Source organism: Propionibacterium acidifaciens DSM 21887, from assembly GCF_000426605.1.
In the GTDB taxonomy this organism is placed as follows: Bacteria; Actinomycetota; Actinomycetes; order Propionibacteriales; family Propionibacteriaceae; genus Propionibacterium; species Propionibacterium acidifaciens.
Genome location: NZ_AUFR01000010.1, coordinates 68,808 through 89,911 on the forward strand (window position 1 = coordinate 68,808; position 21,104 = coordinate 89,911).

The 21,104-nt window shown below is 65.9% G+C and carries 19 protein-coding genes and 2 pseudogenes; 5 read left to right on the plus strand and 16 right to left on the minus strand.

Going from position 1 to position 21,104, the window contains the following annotated elements; genetic code table 11:
* The gene (locus K336_RS20110; RefSeq protein ID WP_211223449.1) at positions 1 to 357 is read left to right on the plus strand and encodes a PaeR7I family type II restriction endonuclease; all 357 of its coding nucleotides are present in this window, start codon (positions 1 to 3) and stop codon (positions 355 to 357) included.
* 86 nt (positions 358 to 443) lie between these two features.
* Positions 444 to 755 carry a hypothetical protein gene (locus K336_RS19310; protein ID WP_211223450.1) on the plus strand — a complete coding sequence of 104 codons (312 nt, stop codon included), beginning with the start codon at positions 444 to 446 and terminating at the stop codon, positions 753 to 755.
* Positions 756 to 791: 36 nt separating this feature from the next.
* Here the strand turns inward: K336_RS19310 and K336_RS0105190 are convergent, their stop codons facing one another.
* The 9 genes from K336_RS0105190 to rpsB all read right to left on the minus strand — a co-directional run bounded on the left by K336_RS0105190 (position 792) and on the right by rpsB (position 9,619).
* Positions 792 to 1,676 (minus strand): GNAT family N-acetyltransferase, encoded by an 885-nt coding sequence (locus K336_RS0105190; protein WP_051245428.1) that lies wholly within the window; start codon positions 1,674 to 1,676, stop codon positions 792 to 794.
* On the minus strand, positions 1,676 to 2,824 hold the full coding sequence (ispG, locus tag K336_RS0105195) for a flavodoxin-dependent (E)-4-hydroxy-3-methylbut-2-enyl-diphosphate synthase (protein WP_028706471.1): 1,149 nt from the start codon (positions 2,822 to 2,824) through the stop codon (positions 1,676 to 1,678). Before ispG ends, K336_RS0105190 begins: the two co-directional genes overlap by 1 nt.
* Before the next feature lie 211 nt (positions 2,825 to 3,035).
* Positions 3,036 to 4,205 (minus strand): 1-deoxy-D-xylulose-5-phosphate reductoisomerase, encoded by a 1,170-nt coding sequence (dxr, locus tag K336_RS0105200; RefSeq protein ID WP_021796229.1) that lies wholly within the window; start codon positions 4,203 to 4,205, stop codon positions 3,036 to 3,038.
* A 138-nt stretch (positions 4,206 to 4,343) separates the two neighbouring features.
* The gene (rlmN, locus tag K336_RS14615; protein WP_051245433.1) at positions 4,344 to 5,489 is read right to left on the minus strand and encodes a dual-specificity RNA methyltransferase RlmN; all 1,146 of its coding nucleotides are present in this window, start codon (positions 5,487 to 5,489) and stop codon (positions 4,344 to 4,346) included.
* A gap of 47 nt (positions 5,490 to 5,536) precedes the next feature.
* Positions 5,537 to 6,424, minus strand: coding sequence for a phosphatidate cytidylyltransferase (locus tag K336_RS0105210; RefSeq protein WP_028706472.1), 888 nt, complete (start codon positions 6,422 to 6,424; stop codon positions 5,537 to 5,539).
* 15 nt (positions 6,425 to 6,439) lie between these two features.
* Positions 6,440 to 6,961, minus strand: a complete 522-nt coding sequence (gene frr / locus K336_RS0105215) for a ribosome recycling factor (RefSeq protein ID WP_211223453.1) — start codon at positions 6,959 to 6,961, stop codon at positions 6,440 to 6,442.
* Between the two features lie 72 nt (positions 6,962 to 7,033).
* Positions 7,034 to 7,747, minus strand: a complete 714-nt coding sequence (gene pyrH, locus K336_RS0105220; RefSeq protein WP_021796211.1) for a UMP kinase — start codon at positions 7,745 to 7,747, stop codon at positions 7,034 to 7,036.
* A 150-nt stretch (positions 7,748 to 7,897) separates the two neighbouring features.
* Positions 7,898 to 8,710 carry a translation elongation factor Ts gene (tsf, locus tag K336_RS0105225; RefSeq protein WP_021796212.1) on the minus strand — a complete coding sequence of 271 codons (813 nt, stop codon included), beginning with the start codon at positions 8,708 to 8,710 and terminating at the stop codon, positions 7,898 to 7,900.
* Positions 8,711 to 8,737: 27 nt separating this feature from the next.
* Entirely contained in the window at positions 8,738 to 9,619 is an 882-nt protein-coding gene (gene rpsB / locus K336_RS0105230; protein ID WP_021796210.1) for a 30S ribosomal protein S2, read from the minus strand.
* Positions 9,620 to 10,159: 540 nt separating this feature from the next.
* On the opposite strand from rpsB, the gene K336_RS18950 reads away from it, so the two are divergent.
* Positions 10,160 to 11,227, plus strand: coding sequence for a peptidoglycan DD-metalloendopeptidase family protein (locus tag K336_RS18950; protein ID WP_162142566.1), 1,068 nt, complete (start codon positions 10,160 to 10,162; stop codon positions 11,225 to 11,227).
* Between the two features lie 304 nt (positions 11,228 to 11,531).
* On the opposite strand, the gene K336_RS0105245 is transcribed toward K336_RS18950, so the two are convergent.
* Positions 11,532 to 12,461, minus strand: coding sequence for a tyrosine recombinase XerC (locus tag K336_RS0105245; RefSeq protein WP_051245429.1), 930 nt, complete (start codon positions 12,459 to 12,461; stop codon positions 11,532 to 11,534).
* 75 nt (positions 12,462 to 12,536) lie between these two features.
* On the opposite strand from K336_RS0105245, the gene def reads away from it, so the two are divergent.
* The gene (gene def, locus K336_RS0105250) at positions 12,537 to 13,139 is read left to right on the plus strand and encodes a peptide deformylase (RefSeq protein WP_028706474.1); all 603 of its coding nucleotides are present in this window, start codon (positions 12,537 to 12,539) and stop codon (positions 13,137 to 13,139) included.
* A gap of 582 nt (positions 13,140 to 13,721) precedes the next feature.
* Positions 13,722 to 14,483 (plus strand): potassium channel family protein, encoded by a 762-nt coding sequence (locus tag K336_RS0105255; protein WP_028706475.1) that lies wholly within the window; start codon positions 13,722 to 13,724, stop codon positions 14,481 to 14,483.
* Positions 14,484 to 14,568: 85 nt separating this feature from the next.
* On the opposite strand, the pseudogene K336_RS0105260 reads toward K336_RS0105255, so the two are convergent.
* From K336_RS0105260 to K336_RS18450, 6 genes and pseudogenes are all read right to left on the minus strand, one after another.
* A pseudogene (locus tag K336_RS0105260) lies at positions 14,569 to 14,877 on the minus strand (IS1634 family transposase); the annotation flags it as partial.
* 196 nt (positions 14,878 to 15,073) lie between these two features.
* Positions 15,074 to 15,763: an MFS transporter gene (locus tag K336_RS20115; protein ID WP_233418723.1), complete on the minus strand. Its 690-nt coding sequence runs from the start codon at positions 15,761 to 15,763 to the stop codon at positions 15,074 to 15,076.
* A 128-nt stretch (positions 15,764 to 15,891) separates the two neighbouring features.
* A pseudogene (locus tag K336_RS20120) lies at positions 15,892 to 16,488 on the minus strand (MFS transporter); the annotation flags it as partial.
* Positions 16,489 to 16,548: 60 nt separating this feature from the next.
* Entirely contained in the window at positions 16,549 to 17,742 is a 1,194-nt protein-coding gene (locus K336_RS18445; RefSeq protein WP_155944993.1) for a phenylacetate--CoA ligase family protein, read from the minus strand.
* A gap of 114 nt (positions 17,743 to 17,856) precedes the next feature.
* Positions 17,857 to 18,828 carry an ATP-grasp domain-containing protein gene (locus tag K336_RS17565; protein ID WP_081660607.1) on the minus strand — a complete coding sequence of 324 codons (972 nt, stop codon included), beginning with the start codon at positions 18,826 to 18,828 and terminating at the stop codon, positions 17,857 to 17,859.
* 22 nt (positions 18,829 to 18,850) lie between these two features.
* Entirely contained in the window at positions 18,851 to 20,749 is a 1,899-nt protein-coding gene (locus tag K336_RS18450; RefSeq protein WP_211223452.1) for an alpha/beta fold hydrolase, read from the minus strand.
* Positions 20,750 to 21,104: the final 355 nt, after the last annotated feature.

Sequence of the window (21,104 nt, forward strand, 5' to 3'; positions counted from 1 at the left end):
ATGAACGCACGAGACAGGGAACGCATCACGAACGCCGTTGACTTCTGGATCACGACCAAACTGGGACAGCAAGAGCTCTCCGAGACGACCGGTCGGGCCCAGGGCGGTGCACGAGCAGCAGCCACGGGTGGAAGACATCTGGCCGGTGTGAACAGGCTCATCGTCGAAGAGCTCCAGGATCTCGGGCTGACCGGGCACACCTGCTGCACAGACCGACGAGCCACCGCACCCGGGTACCATCGCGTCTCGAAGTCCTGGGACCTGCTCGTCTTGAACAACGGGATACCTGATTCTTGCCACCGAGTACAAGTCCATGGCCGGATCCGAGGGCAAGAACCTCAACAACCGCGCCGCTGAGGTCATCGGCGCAGCGCAGGACCTCGAACGAGCACAAGAACTGGGCCTCGTCCCTGCGACCATGCTGCGTGGTTACGTCCTTCCTCATGGAGATCACTCCGGAGCTCAGGAACCTGTTGGCACCACAGACGGGACAGGCCGCCCGAGACATGGAGATCACTCCGGAGGCTCAGAAACCTGTTGGAGCCAGAACGCGGATCGGTGTCCCCGATCCCGCGTTCAGGGGCGCCGGTTGCGTGGACCGCATGGCGATCATGTGCGAGCGTCTCAGGGAGGACGGCCTCTACGACATGGCTTGGGCGCTCGGTGTCACCCGCAATCCCACCGGATTCCTGGAGCCTCGCGTCACTGTCGGCCGGAACCGGTTCACGATGGACCTACGCCGGGCACTCTGCTGAAGCCGAAGAGCCCGGGCCTCGGCGCGGGCCGGGGCCTCAGTACAGGATCGTCGCCAGCTCGCCGACCTGCCGGAAGCCGACGTGCTCGTAGACGGCGCGGGCCGCGGCGTTGTAGTCGTTGACGTACAGCGAGACGACGGGGTGGAACCGGCGGGCCAGCTCGACGACGCGGGCCACGGCGGGCACCGCCAGGCCCCGGCCCCGCAGGTCGGGGGCGACCCACACCCCCTGGACCTGGCAGACCCGCTCGTGCACGGCGCCGATGTCGGACTTGAACCAGAAGCGCCCGCCGAGCGGGTCGTAGGCGCCGAAGGCGCGGCGGGTCGTGATGAGGCTCCGCACGTACGCGGCGTAGCTGTTGGCCGGGTCGAGCGGGCTGGCGCCGACCTCCTCGGTGTACATCGCGACGGCGGCGTCGAAGTAGGGCCCGAGGCGGTCGTCGGCGACGACGCCGACGCGCGGGTCCCCGGCCACCGTCGGCGGGTGGTCGATGGCCATGAGCGGCTGGTGGGCCCTGAGGGAGCGGGCCCCGAGCCAGGCGGGGCCCCAGCGAGCGACGAGGCGCTCGTGGACGGCGGCCACCGTCGCCGAGCGCCCCATGATGGCCTGACTGGTGCGCCGCGGGCCGAGCCGGTCGACGAAGGCGTCGAGGGCGTCGGGGTCGTCGCCGACGAGGACGAGATTCGCGCCCGCATGGCAGGCGGCGACGAGTCGGCCGTCCCGGAAGTAGCCCCAGATGCGGCAGCCGAGGGCCGACGGAGCGAGACCGGCCGCATCGAGCCGCGCGTTGAGGAAGACGTTCTCCACCGGGTGCTCGTCCAGCAGGGCGCGCAGCGCCGGCAGGTCCATCGACCCGAGTGCTCTGGCCCGTCCCCGCAACGGGACGGGCCAGAGCGCGTCGGCCGAGTGGGCGAGGGGCATCAGACGATGACCTGCGGGGAGCCCTGCTCGGCGAAGTCGGCGGCCATCTCGTGGGCCATCGTCACGAGGGTCTCGACGATCTCGTCCTCGGGCACGGTCCTGATGACCTGGCCCTTGGCGATGATCTGGCCCTTGCCGTTCCCGGAGGCCACGCCGAGGTCGGCCTCGCGGGCCTCGCCGGGCCCGTTCACGACGCAGCCCATGACGGCCACGCGGATCGGTACGGTCATGTCCTTGAGGGCCTCGGTGACCTGCTCGGCGAGCGTGCAGACGTCGACCTGGGCGCGCCCGCAGCTGGGGCAGCTGACGATCTCGAACTGGCGGGGCCGCAGGTTGAGGGACTCGAGGATCTTGACGCCGACCTTGACCTCCTCGACCGGGTCGGCGGACAGGGACACCCGGATGGTGTCGCCGATGCCCTCGGCCAGCAGCGCCCCGAAGGCGACGGAGGACTTGATGGTGCCCTGGAAGGCCGGGCCGGCCTCGGTGACGCCGAGGTGCAGCGGGTAGTCGCAGGCCTCGGACAGGCGCCGGTAGGCCTGGATCATGATGACCGGGTCGTGGTGCTTGACCGAGATGGCGAAGTCGTGGAAGCCGACGTCCTCGAAGAGGCGGGCCTCGTTGAGCGCGGACTGCACGAGGGCGCCGGCCGGGTCGGTCCGGTACATCTCCATGAGGCGCTTGTCGAGGGAGCCCGCATTGATGCCGATGCGCAGGCCGGTGCCGTGGTCGACGGCGGCCCTGGCGATCTCGCCCACCTTGTCGTCGAAGCGCTTGATGTTGCCGGGATTGACGCGGACGCCGGCGCAGCCGGCCCCGATGGCCGCGAAGACGTACTTGGGGTTGAAGTGGATGTCGGCGACGACGGGGATCCGGGACTTCGCGGCGATCGCCGGCAGGGCGTCGGCGTCGTCCTGGCTCGGGACGGCGACCCGGACGATGTCGCAGCCGGCCGCGGTGAGCTGGGCGATCTGCTGGAGCGTCGCATTGATGTCGGCGGTGAGGGTTGTGGTCATCGACTGCACGGAGACCGGGGCGTCGCCGCCCATCGCCACCGCGCCCACGTGGATCATGCGGGTCCTGCGCCGTGTGGCGACGGTGGGGACCGGCTTGTCGTCCGGGGGGTCGATGAGGAGGTCGTCAGCCATGCCCCCAAGGGTAGCCGGGGCGCAGGAGCGGGGACTGGCCAGGCCTCACTCGTCCGCCTCGCGGACCCCTGCTGACGGGTGCGGCCGCACGGGCGAGGGCGCGGCCGGCGGCCGTCCTGCCGGCATCCGGAGTCGGGCCGATCCGGGCGTCGACCAGGGCCCCGAGGCCGGCTCGCCCGCACAGCCCTGCCGGGGCCTTCGCGACCGGGTCTCAGCGGCACAGCTGCTCGGCGCGGCGGCGCGCCCAGGCATCGGCGCCCAGGACCGCCTCGACGCTCAACCCGGCGTCGTCCACGTGGCCGTCGGCGAGGTGCTCGTCGACGACGCGCGCGATCGTGTCGGTGATGCCGAGGAAGCCGAGGCGGCCCTCGAAGAAGGCGTCCACGCAGACCTCGTTGGCCCCGTTGAGGACGGCCGGCGCGGTGCCCCCGGCCCGCCCGGCGCGGCGGGCCAGCTCGACCGCCGGGAAGGTCCGCGAGTCGAGCGGCTCGAAGGTCCAGGCGGCGGCACTCGACCAGTCGCACCCGGCCGCGGCGCCCGCCATCCGCTCCGGCCAGGCGAGGGCCAGCCCGATGGGCAGCCTCATGTCGGGCGGGGAGGCCTGGAGGATCGTCGCGCCGTCGAAGAACTCGACGCCGGAGTGAACCACCGACTGGGGGTGGACGACGACGGTGATGTCGTCCAGGCCGACGTCGTAGAGCAGGGCGGCCTCGAGCAGCTCGAGGCCCTTGTTGACGAGGGTGGCCGAGTTGATGGTGATGACCCGCCCCATGCTCCAGGTGGGGTGCGCCAGGGCCTGCTCCGGCGTCACGCCGGCGAGCTCGTCGCGGGTCATGCCGCGGAAGGGGCCGCCGGAGGCGGTGAGCACGAGGCGGCGCACCTCGCGGGCCCCGCCGCCGCGCAGGCACTGGGCGAAGGCGGAGTGCTCGGAGTCCACGGCGACCAGCTGGCCGGGACGCGCCCGGTCGGTGACCAAGTGCCCGCCGATGACGAGGGACTCCTTGTTGGCCAGGGCCAGCGTCGTCCCGGCGTCGAGGGCGGCGAGGGTGGCGAGCAGTCCGGCCGAGCCGGTGATGGCGTTGAGGACGACGTCGGCCCGCGCGGCGGCGAGCTCGGTGTTCGCCTCGGGCCCGCTGAGGAGGGCGGGTCGGCTCGTGCCGCCGGCGGCCTCGAAGGCCGCCCAGAACTCGTCCTCGTGGCCGGACTCGGCGATGCCGACCGCCCTCGGGGCGAAGTGCGCGGCCTGGCGGGCCAGCCGTCCGACCTGCCCTCCCCCGGCGCTGAGCGCCACGATGCGGAACCGCTCGCGCCGTGCGTCGATCACCTCGCAGGTCTGCGTCCCGATCGACCCGGTACTGCCCAGAAGCACAACATCTCGCACCCCGGTGATTATGGTCCTGCCGGGCCGCCCATGGGAAACTGCGAAGAACACCGCTCCGACCAGGGCTTTCATCTGGGAATTGTTCCGGACCGGCGCACATGTGTTCACAGGGCGTCGCTGCCCGCGCCCCGCCGCCGCTCACGCCCCGGCCGGGGCGCCCCCGACCGCCCGGCGGGCGAGGTCGCCGCCGTCGGCGCCGACCCGGGCGGCGAGCTGGCCGCAGGCGCCGTCGATCTCGCGTCCGCGGGTGTCGCGCACGGTCACGGGGATGCCGTGCCGGGCCAGGTGCCGGACGAAGGCCTCCTCGTCCTCCCGGCGCGAGGCGGTCCACCGGGAGCCGGGCGTCGGGTTGAGCGGGATGAGGTTGACGTGCGCCCAGTTCCAGTCGCCGCGCTCGGCGAGCCGGCGGGCCAGCAGGTCGGCCCGCCAGGCCTGGTCGTTGACGTCCTTGATGAGGACGTACTCGATCGAGACGCGCCGCCCGCTGGTCCTCGCGTGGTCCCAGGCGGCGTCGAGCACCGCGTCGATGTCGAAGTGCCGGTTGAGCGGCACGAGCTCGTCGCGCAGCTCGTCGTCGGGGGCGTGCAGCGAGACGGCCAGCGTCACGGGAACGCCCGCCCCGGTCAGCTGGCGCATGCGGGGCACCATCCCGACGGTCGAGACGGTGAGGCCCCGGGCGGAGATGCCCAGCCCGTCGGGTTCGGGGCGCGTGAGCTCGCGCACCGCGGCGAGCACCGCCGAGAAGTTGGCCAGGGGCTCGCCCATGCCCATGAAGACGACGTTGGTGACGCGCCCCGGCCCGCCGGGCGCCGAGCCCCGGGCCAGCAGGCGCGCGCCGTGGACGACCTGGCCGACGATCTCGGCGGTCGACAGATTGCGCTGCAGGCCGCCCTGCCCGGTGGCGCAGAACGGGCAGCCGATGCCGCAGCCGGCCTCCGAGCTGATGCAGACGGTGGTGCGGTGCAGGTAGCGCATGAGCACCGACTCGACGAGGCAGCCGTCGTACAGGCGCCATGCGGTCTTGACCGTCGTGCCGTGGTCGGCGGCGAGCTCCTGGACGGGCTCCAGGAGGGGCGGGAGGAGGATCCCGGCGATCCGTTCGCGCGCGTCGGCGGGAAGATCGGTCCACCCGGCCGGGTCGTCCTCGAGGCGCGTGAACCAGTGGGTCGAGATCTGCCGGGCGCGGAAGGCGGGCAGACCCATGGCGCGCACCGCGTCGACGCGCTCGGCGGGCGCGAGGTCCATCCAGTGACGGGGCGGGCGCCGACCCGGGCCGGGGGACATGATCTGCTCGATGGTGGGGGCCCCGGCGGGCCCTCCGGTGCGCTGGTTCACACCACGAGAAGGTACAGCACGAACCAAGCCGCCGGCGCGGCCAGGACGATCGAGTCGAGCCGGTCCATCGCCCCGCCGTGCCCGGGCACGACGTGCGACATGTCCTTGATGCCGGCGTCGCGTTTGATCGCCGACTCCACCAGGTCGCCGAGGGCCCCGACGGCCCCGACGACGACGCCCATGAGGGCGCCCACCCACACGGGGGCGTCCAGCATGAGGCGGACCGAGACGGCGCCCGCCACGAGGGCGACGACGAGGCCCCCGACGAGGCCCTCCCAGCTCTTGCCCGGACTGACCCGGGGGGCCATCCTGTGCCGGCCGAAGAGCACGCCGAGGGCGAAGGCCCCGGTGTCGCAGGCGATGACGGCGATGAGGAAGCACAGCACGCGACGGCCGCCGTGGTCGTCGGCGAGCATGAGCGTGCAGGTGGAGCCGAGCAGCGGCAGGTAGCCGATGGTGAAGACGCTGGCGGCGGCGTCCCTGAGGAAGCCGTCCGGGCCCTTCGGGATGCGCGCCAGCAGGACGGCGACCACCATGAACGCGAGCATCCCGATGATCACGCCCAGCGCGCGTTCGCGCTGGCCCGCGTCGAACAGGGCGTAGGAGGCGAGCACGAGCAGGGGCGTGCCGACGAGCACGGGCCAGCGGGCCGGATGGGCGCCGACCCGCTCGATGGCGTTGCAGACCTCCTGGACGCCGGCCGTGAGGGCGACCGCGCTGAAGAGGGCGAAGCCCCAGTGCCACCACATGAGCGTGGCGATGACGATCGCGCCGAGGACGACCCCGGTCGTGATGGCGACCGGCAGGTTGCGGCCCGTCCGGTGCGCGTGGGCGGACCCGTCGCCGCCCGCCGGATGGGGGGCCGTCGGATGGGGGGAGGTCATGGCGGGTCGATGCCCCTAGACGGACATCAGCTCCTGCTCCTTGGCCTTGAGCAGCTCGTCGACCCTCGCCACGTGCTTCTTCGTGGTGGCGTCGAGGGCCTTCTCGGCGCGCTTGGCCTCGTCCTCGCCGATCTCCTTGTTCTTGGCCTTCCTCTTGATGGCCTCGAGGGCGTGGTGACGGTGACCGCGGATCGTGACGCGGGCCTCCTCGGCCCTGCCCCGCACGATCTTGATGTACTCCTTGCGGCGCTCCTGCGTGAGCTCGGGCAGGACGCAGCGGATGGCGTTGCCGTCGCTGGCCGGGTTGACGCCGAGATCGGAGTCGCGCACGGCCTTCTCGATGGCCCCCAGGGCCCCCTTGTCGTAGGGCGTGATGAGCATGGTCCGGGGCTCGGGCGAGCTGAAGGAGGCCAGCTGCTGGAGCGGGGTCGGCGCACCGTAGTAGTCGGCCTCGAGCTTGTTGAACATGGCGGGGTTGGCGCGGCCCGTGCGCACGGCGGCGAAGTCCTCCTTCGCGAAGGCGATGGCGCCCTCCATCTTCTTCTCGGCGCCCCTGATGATGTCTGCCGTCACGATGATTCCTTTCCGAGGATTGCGATGCCCTGCCGATCAGCAGTGCACGAGGGTGCCGATCTTCTCGCCGCGCACGGCCCGCATGATGTTGTCGGGGTCGTCGAGGTTGAAGAAGATCATGTCGAGGTCGTTGTCGCGGGCCAGGCTGACGGCCGTGGCGTCGGCGACCTTCAGGTCCTGGGCGAGGAACTGGTCGTAGCTCAGCTCGGCGTACATGGTGGCCCCCGGCTCGGCGCGCGGGTCGGCGTCGTAGACGCCGTCGACGCCGTTCTTCGCCATGAGGAGCACCTCGGCGCCGATCTCGAGGGCGCGCTGAGCGGCGACCGTGTCGGTGGAGAAGTACGGCATGCCCGAGCCGGCGGCGAAGATGACGATGCGGCCCTTCTCGAGGTGGCGCTCCGCGCGGCGCGGGATGTAGGACTCGGCGACCTGACCCATCGTGATGGCGCTCTGGACGCGGGTGGGCACGCCCTCCTTCTCGCAGAAGTCCTGGAGGGCGAGCGCGTTCATGACGGTGCCGAGCATGCCGATGTAGTCGGCGCGGTCGCGGTCCATGCCGCCGGCCTGCAGCTCGGCCCCGCGGAAGTAGTTGCCGCCGCCGACGACGACGGCGACCTGCGTGCCGGACCTCGTCACCGCGACGATCTGCTGGGCGATGGTGCGGACCGTGTGCGGGTCGACACCGAGCCTCCCGTTGCCGAAGGCCTCGCCGGAGAGCTTGAGCAGGACTCGGTGGAAGGGTTCGGGCACAGTGTCCTCCTGGGGCGGTGATCGACGCGGTCTGACTGCTGTGGCCACTCTACCGGTTGCGGGCCCTCCCGCCCGGACGGCCGGACCGCCCGGGGACGCACGAGGGCCCCACCCGGTCGTCCCCCGGGTGGGGCCCTCGTGAGCCTGGACTCAGGCGCCCGCGGCGAAGCGCACGAAGCGCGTCACCGTGACGCCGTGCTCGTCGGCCAGCGCGCCGACCGACTTCTTGTCGTCGGCGACGCTGGGCTGCTCGAGCAGGCAGACGTCCTTGTAGAAGGCGCTGATCCGGCCCTCGACGATGCGCGGGATGATCTTCTCGGGCTTGCCCTCCTCCTTCGCGGTCTCCTCGGCGATGCGCCGCTCCTTGGCGAGCACGTCGGCGGGGACGTCCTCCCGCGTGAGGTACTGGGGGCTCATCGAGGCGATCTGGAGCGCGACCTGGTGGACGAACTCCGCGTCGTCGCCCTCGTAGGCGACGGCCACGCCGACCTGCGGCGGCAGGTCGGGGTTGCGCCTGTGCAGGTAGACGTCGATGGCGCCGGGCAGGCGGGCGGCGTCGGCCAGCTCGATCTTCTCGCCGATCTTGGCGGCGATCTCGCCGATCGCCTCGGCGACGGTGCGCCCGTCGGCGAGCTCGACCTCGAGGGCCGCCTGCCTGCCGTCGGCGCCGGCCCTGTCGACGGCCTCGGCGATGGCCTGTCCGAGCTCGATGAACTCGGCGTTCTTGGCGACGAAGTCGGTCTCGGAGCCGAGGTGGATCAGGGCATTCCCGGAGGCGGCGACGAGACCGTTGGCGGCGTCGCGGTCGGCGCGCTTGGCGGCCTTGGCGGCCCCGCTCACGCGCAGGATCTCGACGGCCTTCTCGAAGTCGCCGTCGGCCTCGGTGAGGGCCTTCTTGGCGTCCATCATGCCGGCGCCGGTGGCGTCGCGCAGCTTCTTCACATCAGCGGCTTTGATTGCCATGATTGTCCGTTTCCTCGCAGTTCTCGTTCACTCTGCCCGGGGGGCCTCGGCGGCCCCGGGCTCCCCGGTGGCAGGGGCCGCGTCGGCGACCTCGGCGTTCAGGCGCCCCGCCTCGGGGTCGACCTGCTCGGTCCGCTCGGCCGTGTCGCCGGACTCGAGGAGCTCCTTCTCCCACTCGGCCATCGGCTCGGCGGGGGCCCCGTCCTGGGCCTGGGCGTCGGACCTGGCCAGCAGGCCCTCGGCGCAGGCGTCGGCGATGATGCGCGTGAGCAGGGAGACGGAGCGGATGGCGTCGTCGTTGCCCGGGATCGGGTGGTCGACCTCGTCGGGGTCGCAGTTGGTGTCGAGGATGGCGACGACGGGGATGTGCAGCTTGCGGGCCTCGTCGATGGCCAGGTGCTCCTTCTTCGTGTCGACGACCCACACGGCCTGGGGGATCCTGCCCATGTCGCGGATGCCGCCGAGGGACTTGGCCAGTTTCTCCTTCTCGCGGGAGAAGCCGAGGAGCTCCTTCTTCGTGAAGCCGCCGGGCTGAACGGTCTCGAGGTCCATGGCCTCGAGCTCCTTGAGGCGGGCGATGCGCTTGCTGATGGTCTGGAAGTTGGTGAGCATGCCGCCGAGCCAGCGCTGGTTGACGAAGGGCATGCCGACGCGCAGGGCCTGCTCCTCGACCGACTCCTGGGCCTGCTTCTTGGTGCCGACGAAGAGGATCTGGCCGCCCCTCGCGACGGTCTGCTTGACGAAGGCGTAGGCCTGATCGATGTAGGTCAGGGACTGGCGCAGGTCGATGATGTAGATGCCGTTGCGCTCGTTGAAGATGAAGCGCTTCATCTTCGGGTTCCAGCGACGGGTCTGGTGCCCGAAGTGGACGCCGCTCTCGAGCAGCTGCTTGGTCGTGACGACGGCCATTGCCGTCTCCTTTCGTGGTTGTCGGACGCGGTGTGCCCGCCTCCCCTGATGCGCCCGCCCCGGCGCCCCGGGCTCGCCGCCCGAGGACCACGCCGGGGACCGCGGCCGTCGGACGGCCGTTCCCGCGCATGCGAAGTCAGCCCGCCCGTGCGGACTGCGCCGGACAGTCTACGTGGCGGGGTCCGACGGGGGAAATCGGGTGGCGGGCCCGACCGGAGTCGCCCGAGGGGCCGGAGGCGTCCCGGTGAGGGGCGCCTCCGGCGTCGGAGCGGGCAGGGCCTCATCCCGGGTAGCGCGGGGCGGCCTGCCGGTCACGGCCGGGGCGCAGGCGCACGGCGGCCTCGCCCCGGGCGGCGCGGGGCGGCCGGGGCGCCCGGGCCGGGAGCGGTCTCCGACGACGTCGGAGCCGGCGCGGCTGACCGCGGCTCCGCACCCGGCGCCGGGATGATCGCCCGGGATCGCGCCATGGCCCGGCACCGGATGTTGTCCACAATCGGACTCGCGCGAGAGGAACGGGTCCGCCCCGCACACACTCCGGGCATGACGAGCACACCCAGCACGCACACGGGGCGGCCGGCCCGGTCGGGCCCGCCGTCCCACCGCCCCATCGCGAGGGTCAGGGCCGGTCTCCGCCGGCGTCCCGGAGGACCGGCGCGCGGCGCCGCTGTGCTGCTGTGCGTCGTCCTGCTGCTCGCGGTCGGACCCACCGCGGGGTGGGCGGACGGCGTCCACGTGATCCCGGTCGACGGCCCGGTGCTGCGCGGCTACGACCCTCCGGCGAAGAAGTGGCGGGCAGGGCACCGCGGCGTCGACCTGGGGGGCATCGTCGACGACGTCGTCCATGCGGCGGCCGACGGCACGGTCACCTTCGTCGGCACGATCAACGGCGTCCGGATGCTCACCGTCACGCACGAGGGCGGCCTGCGCACCACCTACCAGCCGGTGGCCGCCACCGTCGCGCAGGGCGACCACGTGATGGCGGGCCAGCAGATCGGCACGCTGCTGGCGGGTCACTGCCCCGGGCAGGCCTGCCTGCACCTCGGCCTCAAGCGCGGCGACGAGTACCTCGATCCGCTGGCCTGGATCAACGGCGGCGGGAGCGGTGGCGACGTCAGCCTGCTGCCGGCCGACGCCGCGCTCCACGACGTGCTGCCGGCATGGTGGGTGGAGCGTCTGCGCAGGGCGGCGGCCGACGCCGGCGGCAAGGCACCGGGCTGGCCCGCCGACGGGCCGGTCACCTCCCCGTTCTCGAACCGGATCAACCCGATCCTGGGCACGAGCGAGCTCCACGACGGCCTCGACATCGGCGCCTCGTGCGGTTCACCGGTGCGGGCGGCATGGGCGGGCACGGTCAGCTACGCCGCGCCGATGAGCGGTTTCGGCAACCGGGTCGAGGTCGACCACGGCGAGATGGAGGGCCGGCACCGCTCCAGCTCGTACAACCATCTCGCCGACGAGAGCGTCGGGCTGGTGCACGTGGGCGATCACGTCGAAGCGGGCCAGGTCATCGCCTACGTCGGCACGACCGGCCTGTCCACCGGCTGCCATCTGCACTTCTCCGTCTACCTGGACGGCTCGGCCGTCAACCCCGCCCCGTACCTGCCGTGACCGGGCGTGCCGGAAGAACCGGGGCCCGGCCCGGCAGGGAGCTCCGACGGGGCACGGCCCCAACCTCCCAGTCGGCCTCCGGGGCGGGTCCGCCGGGAGGAATCCCGCAGGGGGCCGCCCTGAGCGGGAACGGTCGGGCGTGCGTTGCCGCCGACGCGTGCTCCCCGGCCGCTCTCGGGCCCTCGGGTGCGCCTCCGCGCTGTTGCGGGCCCGGGGGTCTGCAGCACGGCGGCGCCACAGCCGCCACCCGCCAGGTGCTCCCTCCACGGTGCGGGCCCGGGGCCAGCGGCTTCTGCGGCTGTTCTCAGGCCCGTGGGTGCGCCTGTCTGTAGACGGCCCGGAGCCGCTCGTCGCTGATGTGGGTGTAGATCTGCGTGGTCGCCAGCGAGGCGTGCCCGAGGATCTCCTGCACACTGCGCAGATCGGCCCCGCCTTCGAGGAGGTGGGTGGCCATGGCGTGGCGCAGCCCGTGCGGGCCGACGTCGGGGGCCTGCGGGACGGCGCGCAGGGCGGTGTGCACGACGCGGCGCACGACGGCCGGATCGATGCGCCCGCCGCGCACGCCGAGGAAGATCGCGTGCCCCGAGGCGGGCCTCGCCCACTGGGGGCGCTGCGCCAGCCAGGCGTCCACGGCCCTCAGCGCCGGGACGCCGAGCGGCACGACCCGCTCCTTGCCGCCCTTGCCGAGCACCCGGACGGTACCGGTGGCCGCGTCGATGTCGCCGATGTCGAGCCCGCACAGCTCGCTCACGCGGATGCCGGAGCCGTAGAGCACCTCGAGGATCGCCACGTCGCGGGCGCCTCGGGGGCCCTCGGCCTCGGCCGCCGCGGCGGCGGCCGCGTCGAGGAGCTCCCGGGCGTCGTTCCTGGTGATGGTCCGCGGCAGCGCACGCCCGACCTTGGGCGATCTGAGCCCGCCGGCGACGTCGACGGGCACGATCCGGTTGTCCTTCGCCCAGGCGAAGAAGCCGCGGGCCGCCCCGGCACGGCGGGCCAGGGTGGCGGCCGCCGCGCCGTCGTCCTGCTGGGCGGCGAGCCAGCGCCTCAGATCGGCCAGCCCCACCTCGGCCAGATCGGTGCGGCCGCGCGCGGCGAGGAAGTCGAACAGCTCGCCGATGTCGCCCAGGTAGGCGCGGACGGTGTGCGGGGAGCAGCCGCGCTGGAACGTCAGGTGATCGCCGTAGCGCGCCACGACGGCGCCCCACGGATGCTGGCCGGCCGCCGGACTGCTCACGGACGCGAGTATAAGTTTGACCAGTGCGGCACCGTGGGACCTCCGGTGCGCGACGGCATCGAGCAGGAGGAACAGATGAGAAGCCCGGCAGAGTGGGCCACCACCGGCAAGCTGCTTCGGATCACCCGCTGGGACGAGCCGGTGATGAGCTCCCCGACCCGCCCGGTCTCGGAGTTCGGTGACGACCTGCACCAGCTGGTCGCCGACATGTTCCGGACGATGGCCGCCGCCGACGGGGTCGGCCTCGCCGCGCCGCAGGTCGACTCGGACCTGTCGATCTTCGTCTTCAACTGCCCCGACGCCGACGGGCGTCTGGTCCACGGCATCGTCTGCAACCCGGTCGTCACGCTCCCCGAGGGCAAGGATCGCCGCCTCGTGAGCGAGCAGGAGGGCTGCCTGTCATGGCCGGGCGCCTACCAGCAGCTCGCCCGCCCAGACTTCGCGGTCTGCGAGGGTCGGGACGAGAACGGCGAGCCGGTGCGCATCGAGGGAACCGGCCTGCTGGCCCGCTGCCTGCAGCACGAGACCGATCACCTGCACGGCACCGTCTTCGGCGACCGCCTCTCGAAGCGCTCGCGCCGCCGCCTCGACGAGGAGAAGGAGCGGCTCGCCCCCCTCTACCCGGATGACTGGCCGATCCACCCCAAGCGCACCGCCGGCGAGATCGACGGGGGCTGAGGTTTTCGGGCCCTTCCCAGACGGGGGTGCAGGCCGGGTTGGTGGTCTGTCGGCGCGTCGGTGGTCGGGTAGGGGTCGCGGTCTCCCTTACTCGGCACACCGATCGCCCCGATCCCGTTCCCACCTCACATTTGTGCTCCCACCTCGGACATAACCCGGGTGTCAGCAAGAAAGTGAGGTGGGAGCCGGTGAAAGGGGGCCAACAAACCTGGCTCTGGGCAAAGCCGGCCCTTGATGTCGGCGGGAACACGGACGCGCAGACCCGACGTCCCTGGCCACCATCTCGGCCTCCTCCACCAGCCGATCGCGCAGCGCCTCGACGGTCGAATGCGGGTTGGGCGCCCGGGCCGTCTCGCCGAGCATCTGCCAGCACGGAGAACCGCTGAGCCCTCTTGCCGGTGAAAAGGGTGTCGAGGAACTGCCGATCGGGCACCGGCCCCGGTCGGCCACCGCCACGACGCCCCGCCCGATCGCGTCGCCCGGGACGCCGCCTCCCGGCTCCCCTGACGGATCGCATGGAACATCCCGGAGCGCTCCCGCAGCCGCGCACCCGCCCCGCGGCAGCGCACCTATGATCCAGTCATGGCCAGGAGCGATGTCCGCGCGGATCGTCTGCGCGCATGGGAACGCCTCACCGAGTGGCCGCTGATCGCCGCCGCCCTGGTCTTCCTCGTGGCGTACGCGTGGGAGACGATCGCCGCCCTGCAGGGCGCGCCGCGCATGATCACCGAGACTACGATGAACATCATCTGGGCGGCCTTCGTCGTGGACTACCTCGTCCGTCTCGTCCTCGCGCCGGCCCGAGGACGCTGGTTCCTCGGGCACCTGTTCGACCTCGCAGCCGTGGCACTGCCCCTGCTGCGGCCGCTGCGCCTGCTGCGCGTGGTGGCGCTCGTCAGGGTGCTCCAGCGCAACGCGGGCCTCGCCCTGCGGGGTCGCATCATGATCTATGCGGCGGGCGGGGCGGCACTGATCACGTTCATCGCCTCGTTGGCCGTCCTGGACGCCGAGCGGAGCGCCCCGGGCGCCTCGATCACGACGTTCCCGAACGCGCTGTGGTGGGCGCTCGTGACCATCACGACGGTCGGCTACGGCGATCTCGCCCCGGTCACCGCGATCGGACGCACGATCGCGGCACTGCTCATGATCGGCGGTGTCGCGCTCATCGGTGTCATCACCGCGACACTCGCGTCGTGGATCGTCAGCACGATGGCCCTGGAGAGCGCCGAGGAGGAGGCGGCCACCCAGGCGCAGGTAGCCGACCTGCAGCGGCAGGTCGCCGAGCTCTCGGCGCAGATCACCGAGCTGTCCGGATTGACCAAGGAATCCCCGGACACGCGATGACGCCAACCACAGGAGAAGTCGTTCACGGTTGACGCGCCGTCGAGGCAATCACTTGGGTCAGGGCGGGTTCAACAAGGGGCCTGAATCAGTCCTGAGTTGCACAGGTTTGGCGCCCTAGAGCGTTGAGGAGTTCGGCTGCCTCGGTGCTGATGGTGGGTTCGGCTTCGATCTGGTGGCCGCTGATGGTGACGTGTCGGAGTGGTTCGAGGGTTTGGATGATCTTTTTGATGCTCCAGCCGGTGCTGGCTTGGAGGTCTCGGGCGATCGCGAGCACGGTGAACACGATCGTGAGGTGGGCCTCGATTGCTTCACGCCGGCAGTGGAAGATCAGACGGGCAGCGAGATCGCTTTTGGACATTCGAAATGACTGCTCAACATGCCAGAGATCGTGGTATAGCCGTCATGAAACAAGATCGTTTCATGCCAGCCATGTGAACAGGCTTCTGAATAATCCACCGGGGACGGTGAGCCCCCACCGAGCCCTCCAGGGGCGCAGCCGTGACGGCCCCCGGGCATGCCCGTCGCGTCATCGTGTCGTCGTCTGTCCGGTGGTTTCCAGGGATTGCCGGGAAAGCCCTTGGCAGGAGAGCTCAGTCCCTCGCATCGATGAACCTCCTCGGTGCGAGGGAGTACACGACGAAACCGATGGTGAACAGCGCGAGGGGGAAGATCAGCACTGCCGCGACGACCGTTCCGGAGAGCCCCAGTGGGTCGGAGGCGGTCGGAGTGACAGCAAGAACTTGGACCAAGAGCCCAACGACTGCTCCGCCGACCACTGGACCGGTCTGGCGGAGCACGTTGAGCAAGGAGGATGCCGGGCTGAAGTCCTCGGTGCGGAGAAATGACATTCCCACCGTCGTGAGGGGAGAGATCAGATAGCCGTTCCCGATCCCGAAGACCGTGGTGGTCGCCAGGAACCACAGCCACGATGTATCCGTGACCGCGATGAGTGCGCACAAGGCAGTGCCTGCCGCAGAGGCCCCGAAACCGATCTGCAGCACACGACGTGCCCGCCCCGAGTCAACCCGGCGGCCGGCGATGGGGGCTGTGACGACGGACGCTATTGAGGCTGGGGCGAGGACTGCTCCCGCCCAGAACGCAGGCTGTCCTGCCACCGACTGGACGTAGTTCGAGACCAGGAACGTCAGGGCGAAGACGCCGAGCGCAGAGACCAGCCCGAACAACGCAGCGGTGGTGAACCGAGGATTCTGCCGAAGGGAGCGTGGGAACACTGCACGGTCGGAGTCGACATGACGTTCATACACCAGGAATGCAAGCATGGAGAGCACCGCGAACGGAAGGCAAACGGCTCCCAGCCCGCGTGAGGGCCTTGCAGACAACTGTAGAGGAGCGCGACGAGGGCCAGGGCTGCGAGCAGGGTCCCCCCGAGATCGAACCTGACTGTCCGACTCCCCCCTCGCGGAAGGCCCCTGAGCCCCAGGGCCACGGCGAGGACAGCGATCGGAATAGTGATGAAGAAGACCCCGCGCCAGCTGAGCCGATCGATGAGGACTCCACCGATGAGCGGTCCGATGATTGACGCTGTTCCAGCGATCGATCCCCAGATACCGACCGCGCGGCCGCGGGCTTCCTCGGGGAATGTCAGGCCGATGAGCGTCAGAGTCTGTGGCACCAGTATGCCTGCGCCAAGCCCCTGAAGGAACCGACCAGCAATGAGCATGGTGGCAGAGGCCGAGACACCGCACAGGACGCTCGCCGCCGCGAGGATGATCGTTCCGGACAGGAACATGCGACGGTGGTCGAAGCGATCGCCCAGTCGTCCTGATGGGATGATCGTAAGGGCGAGAATGAGGCCGTAGCTGTTCACCGTCCAGAAGACCTGGGCGGTTGTTGCCCCCAGATCCCTTGTCAACGAGGGAACCGCGAGATTGATGATGGTCAGGTCAAGGAGGGCAATGAAATATCCTCCCGCCAGGGAACACAGACCAGTCCACTGTCGAGGGCTTATCTGTGGCGCCCGGGCACCCTCTGCTATTTTCTCCATTTCTCCACCCTCCCAAGTTTCGCTATCAACCGCATAGCACTGTAAACATAGCCGATTTAGCTACCTGTGTATGATCATGGGTGTCTTATTTGTCCTATCAACTCTGATCAAGTTATCGACGCATTTGACATGGAGCGCATCTGGGTACTTAGTCAAAATAGATGCCATATGAACGAAACTTGTGACGAGTTGCCGTCGTACAGTTTCTCCGAGCAGTTGGGCATGCCGTGATTCATAAAATGTTGTGAAGCAGATCGTTATTGAGCTAGCGGAGGTATTCTTTTCAGTTTTTCCTGAAAGTACGATTTGCGCATCAGAGACCCCTGATACCGAACGAACAATCTCGAGGATTTCTTCAGCACGGAAGATCGCACTCCGGAGACTTACAGTATCTCCAATGCGACCTAGTACGCGAATAGCACGACCACGTCCACACTTACATTGCGATGGCACAACCCGATCACCTAAGTTATAGCGCAGTAAGGGGATAGCCCAACCATTTGACTTGCGGCTGATCAGTGCCCCACTATCATGGCATTCTACTATGTGCTCAGGCAGGAGGTGGAGAACATTCGGCGTGCATTTTGGGGTACTTGTTCCCATTACCCAGGTTTCGACAGCGCCATAGTTACCCCATAGTGAAGTTTCAGGGAATGCCATGGCGATCGATTCCAATTTTTGAGGAGTCCAGGGTTCTGCCATCCAGATGATCTTCGTGATTGGTAGATTTAGTTTATGAACAAGGCATGATTCTGCGAAATCAGCCAAGGTTGTGGGGTTTCCGGCCAGTGTGTTAACTCCAGCACGTAGGAAAATTTCGATCCAGTTAGGAATCTCGGATTGCTCAAACGGTCCAGTGGGTAGAACGACTGAACGAGAGATGCGTGCGAGCTCTTGCATGTAGTAGTGCGAGCCCCATAGGCGTCCTGGGTTGAAGAGGTTGAGTAAGACGGATGACGCATCGAGTGGATTCCATTCTTGGCATTGTCGTTCTAATCCGAGATCGTAAGGTAACCACGATAACTTCGGAGCCCCTGTGGTGCCGCCGGAAGACATGAGTATAGCTCCTTGGGCCTCTGCTCGGGCGTGCGTTGTTGCTGCAATATCTACGTCACCGGTGATTGGATACTCGGAGAGTTCTTCATATCCACCATTTGGAACTATGGTGGCGAGCGTGGGAATGTTACATGCTGTCTCATATAATTCAGCACGGGTAAGTTCGCCAATCACCGGAATTTCCGATTGATTGTTCATAGTTGTTTTGACACCCTATTATTTCTAATTTAAGATAACTTGTTCAAATTTCTGGGGGATTATCAAAACCCTTGTCGAACCCAACTCTGACTAGGGTTTTCTCTTGATGACGAGTTAGTTTTGAATAGCCCTCCTAATACTATTATGCTGACGTTGATATGCCGCAAAGCGGGCACTGATGGCTTCATGCTGTTGCACTCGCATAGCTTTTGAGCTTGGAAATCCGATCGCTGCATCAGGTTCGAGTTCCGAGAGCCAGAATTTATCATTGGCGCGAAGAAAATCGATCGAATAATACTCGAGGTTGATTCGCTTGTGAACATACTCAATAGTTGAGATTAGGTCCTCGGGCAGGTCAATAAATTCCATCGAGCCGCCGCTGGTCACATTAGCAGTCAGAGCCGTCCCATGCGGGCTTCTTCTGATAGTGCTGTGCGGTCTACCAGAAATCATGTAAACCCGGAAGTCCTCAGTGCCGGAACCAAGATCGGGTTGGCACACTAATGCTGTGTTCGACCCACCCGCAAGTCCGACGAGACCGTGAAATTCATCTAGGTTCGCCGCCCGGGATACTCCCACTCCCATCCCCCAATAGGCGGGTTTGATAATTATGGGAAACTCTAGATCAGAGAGCGCTCTCTGATATTTCTTGTTTGCGCTGTTCCTACCGGTTCCGATCCGATACGTGGGGATTGGTGGGATCGGAGAATTGATGAATTCGAGATATGTTGCGTATTTATCGGTCGTCAACATCGAAACATCAGGGTCGATTGGTAAGTAAAATCCGAGTTTTTGTAAAATCCGATAGAGAAACAATTCATTTGCTACGTCACCCATTTGATGCGCAAGCGACCATACAGAGGTGACGAACACGGTATTATCAGGTGTCACGATTTGACCTTGCACCAGGACGTCAGGTTTTCCCGAGCTTTTTGCCCGCGTGAAAGTAATGTCTTCTGGAGCGCAAAGACTCATTTCAAAGCCTTGCTCGCGGGCGATGTCAATATAAACATCCCAGATATTTGATTCGGTAACCCTTTGCTGAGTTGTTGCTCTATCCGGATAGATCCAAATAATGCGTTTCATTTACAATTTCCTCTATCTGGTTTTAGTCAGAAATAAACTTGAGGATTTGATCAGCTGAATGTCGAGGATCTTCAAGAAATGGGATATGCCCCATTCCTCTAAGCTTGATATAGCTGCTTCTAGAAAGATGTGAGTGAAGCCAATTTCCGATATCGGTTGGGTATACTTGCGAGGCTTCACCAAAGAGAAGAAGCGTTGGTATATTATCACTAATTATAGCTTTTCGTTGATCGACCTGCGCCGCTTCTTCCCATAGTATTTGCAGCGCTTTCTGGCACACCATGCCGATCTCGTACTCCTTACTGTCAAGTACCTCTTTCTCAAAAGGAGCTGATGATCGTACAGCGAGGTTGTTGATGAATCTGGGAAAATCATTTTTTATTGTATTGCTAATATCAATTACCAAATCGCTAGTGAGTTGCCCAAAAGCACCATGAGGCCAGTTCATCTCGAGAGTTAAACGAGGTGATTGCTCTATGATTACAGCCCTTGAAATCGGCAAATCAATATCGCTGATTGTGTTTTCATGAATAATTTTCCAGACTGCTGTCGCACCGAGCGACCAACCTAACAGTGTGATATCATCGGACTTGACTGTGCGTAAAAAATCAAGAACAGTCGCAACATAATTGCTTAGTGTGTAATCGTTGAGCTGTGTATATTTACCATGCCCCGGCAGATCAAGGACGTATACATCTGTTGCATTAGATAGTTCTTTGGCTAACTGTCTGAATATCCCGGCTCCGAATCCGAGACCAGGGATCATGACGACGACGCGGTTCTGATCACTGGGGGCCCCATACTCGAATCGGAGGGGGCCATACGGAGCTTCAAATCTGCGGAGAGCGATAAGAGCTCCTTTGTCATATTTCCCAACTGGGGTGCGAGGTATTCTAGCAATACGTTTGACTATTGACTCCTCGGGCAATCCTTCGGTAAGCAAAATTTTCTTGACTGTTGCTTCATCAGGGGCGTTAGCGCCAATGTATGTCATGACAGAGAATTGGTCTGTTCCAGTTATTTTCTCTTGGATGCTGAGCACTTCTGTCGTCGAGTACCGTTTCCTGAGGTATTCATCAATTGAGAAAAGATTGATAGGATTTCCTTCACTATTAATGAAGTAATCTGACGCACGTCCGAGAATCTGGTAACCTCCTGAATTTGACTGAAGAGCGAGATCACCAGCTCGAAATACTCCCGGTCCAAAAGTGTAGTGAGAATCTGCTTCTCTGCGCCAGTATTCATCGGCAGTAAGAATCGAATCAAGCTCAAGCTCTCCAGGATTCTTATTATCACGTAAGCTTACACCGACGCCTGATACTGGGAAAAGATCTTGACGCTGTCCTCCAGCAGCAGGCGGGGATATCATCGCGAGACCAAATTCCGTTGAACCATATATTTCTCGAAGCTCGAGACCGAGTACCGAGTAAGCATCGCTGAGTAGCTGATCAGTTGTCATCGAACCGCCCGACATTGCGCATCTGATAGTTGCGAGTCGCTGTGGCGTAGAATCTCCCTCGCGGGTTCTATTTATAATCTCCCTATAATGCGTTGGCAGAGCACCTAAGGCGGTTACAGAATATTTATCTACTAAATCTACGAACTGATTACTATCACCGCTCTCGGGTAGTAAGATAAGATGAGCACCAGCTGCAACAGATGAAAAGAGATGTAGATCTGTTGCATGCGCCACATCCAAGGTGTGAAGACAGAGAAACACGTCTTCGTGGGTAAAACCAACATGTGTATTCCAGCGGAGACGCTCTGCAGCGAGCGTGTCTTGGCGCCATACGATGGGTTTACTTAGCCCAGTGGAGCCTGAAGACCACATGACCCTGAATGTTTCCGGGGGAAGCTGTGATTTAATTTTGCTTGGAAGTCTATGACTGATATCATCCTTGCTTGTGGTGAGATCATCCACTGCCATTGAACGGTCTCGCCATCGGTTTGGAACTGCGGATCTTGAGGGTTATGCAAAACTCCTGATTTGAATCTTCGGTGATTCCCGCTCCCGGGCGTGTCGGAACAGACAATGAGGACCTGCCCTGAGACAATAAAGCAACCAATGGCCGAAGGCCGAAAATCTCAAAACAGGTCCTCACGTGTATCATACAACAGGTTTCTCCGCGGCCGCAATGGCAGCCTTGTGCACGATCCTCATCGAGACCCACCCTCGTCCCCCGCAGAGAACAGGCAGGCCCCGGGCGCTGACCACCGAACAGGAAATCAGACTCACCCTCGTCTATCACCGACGTAACCGCACCCAGGCCGAGCTC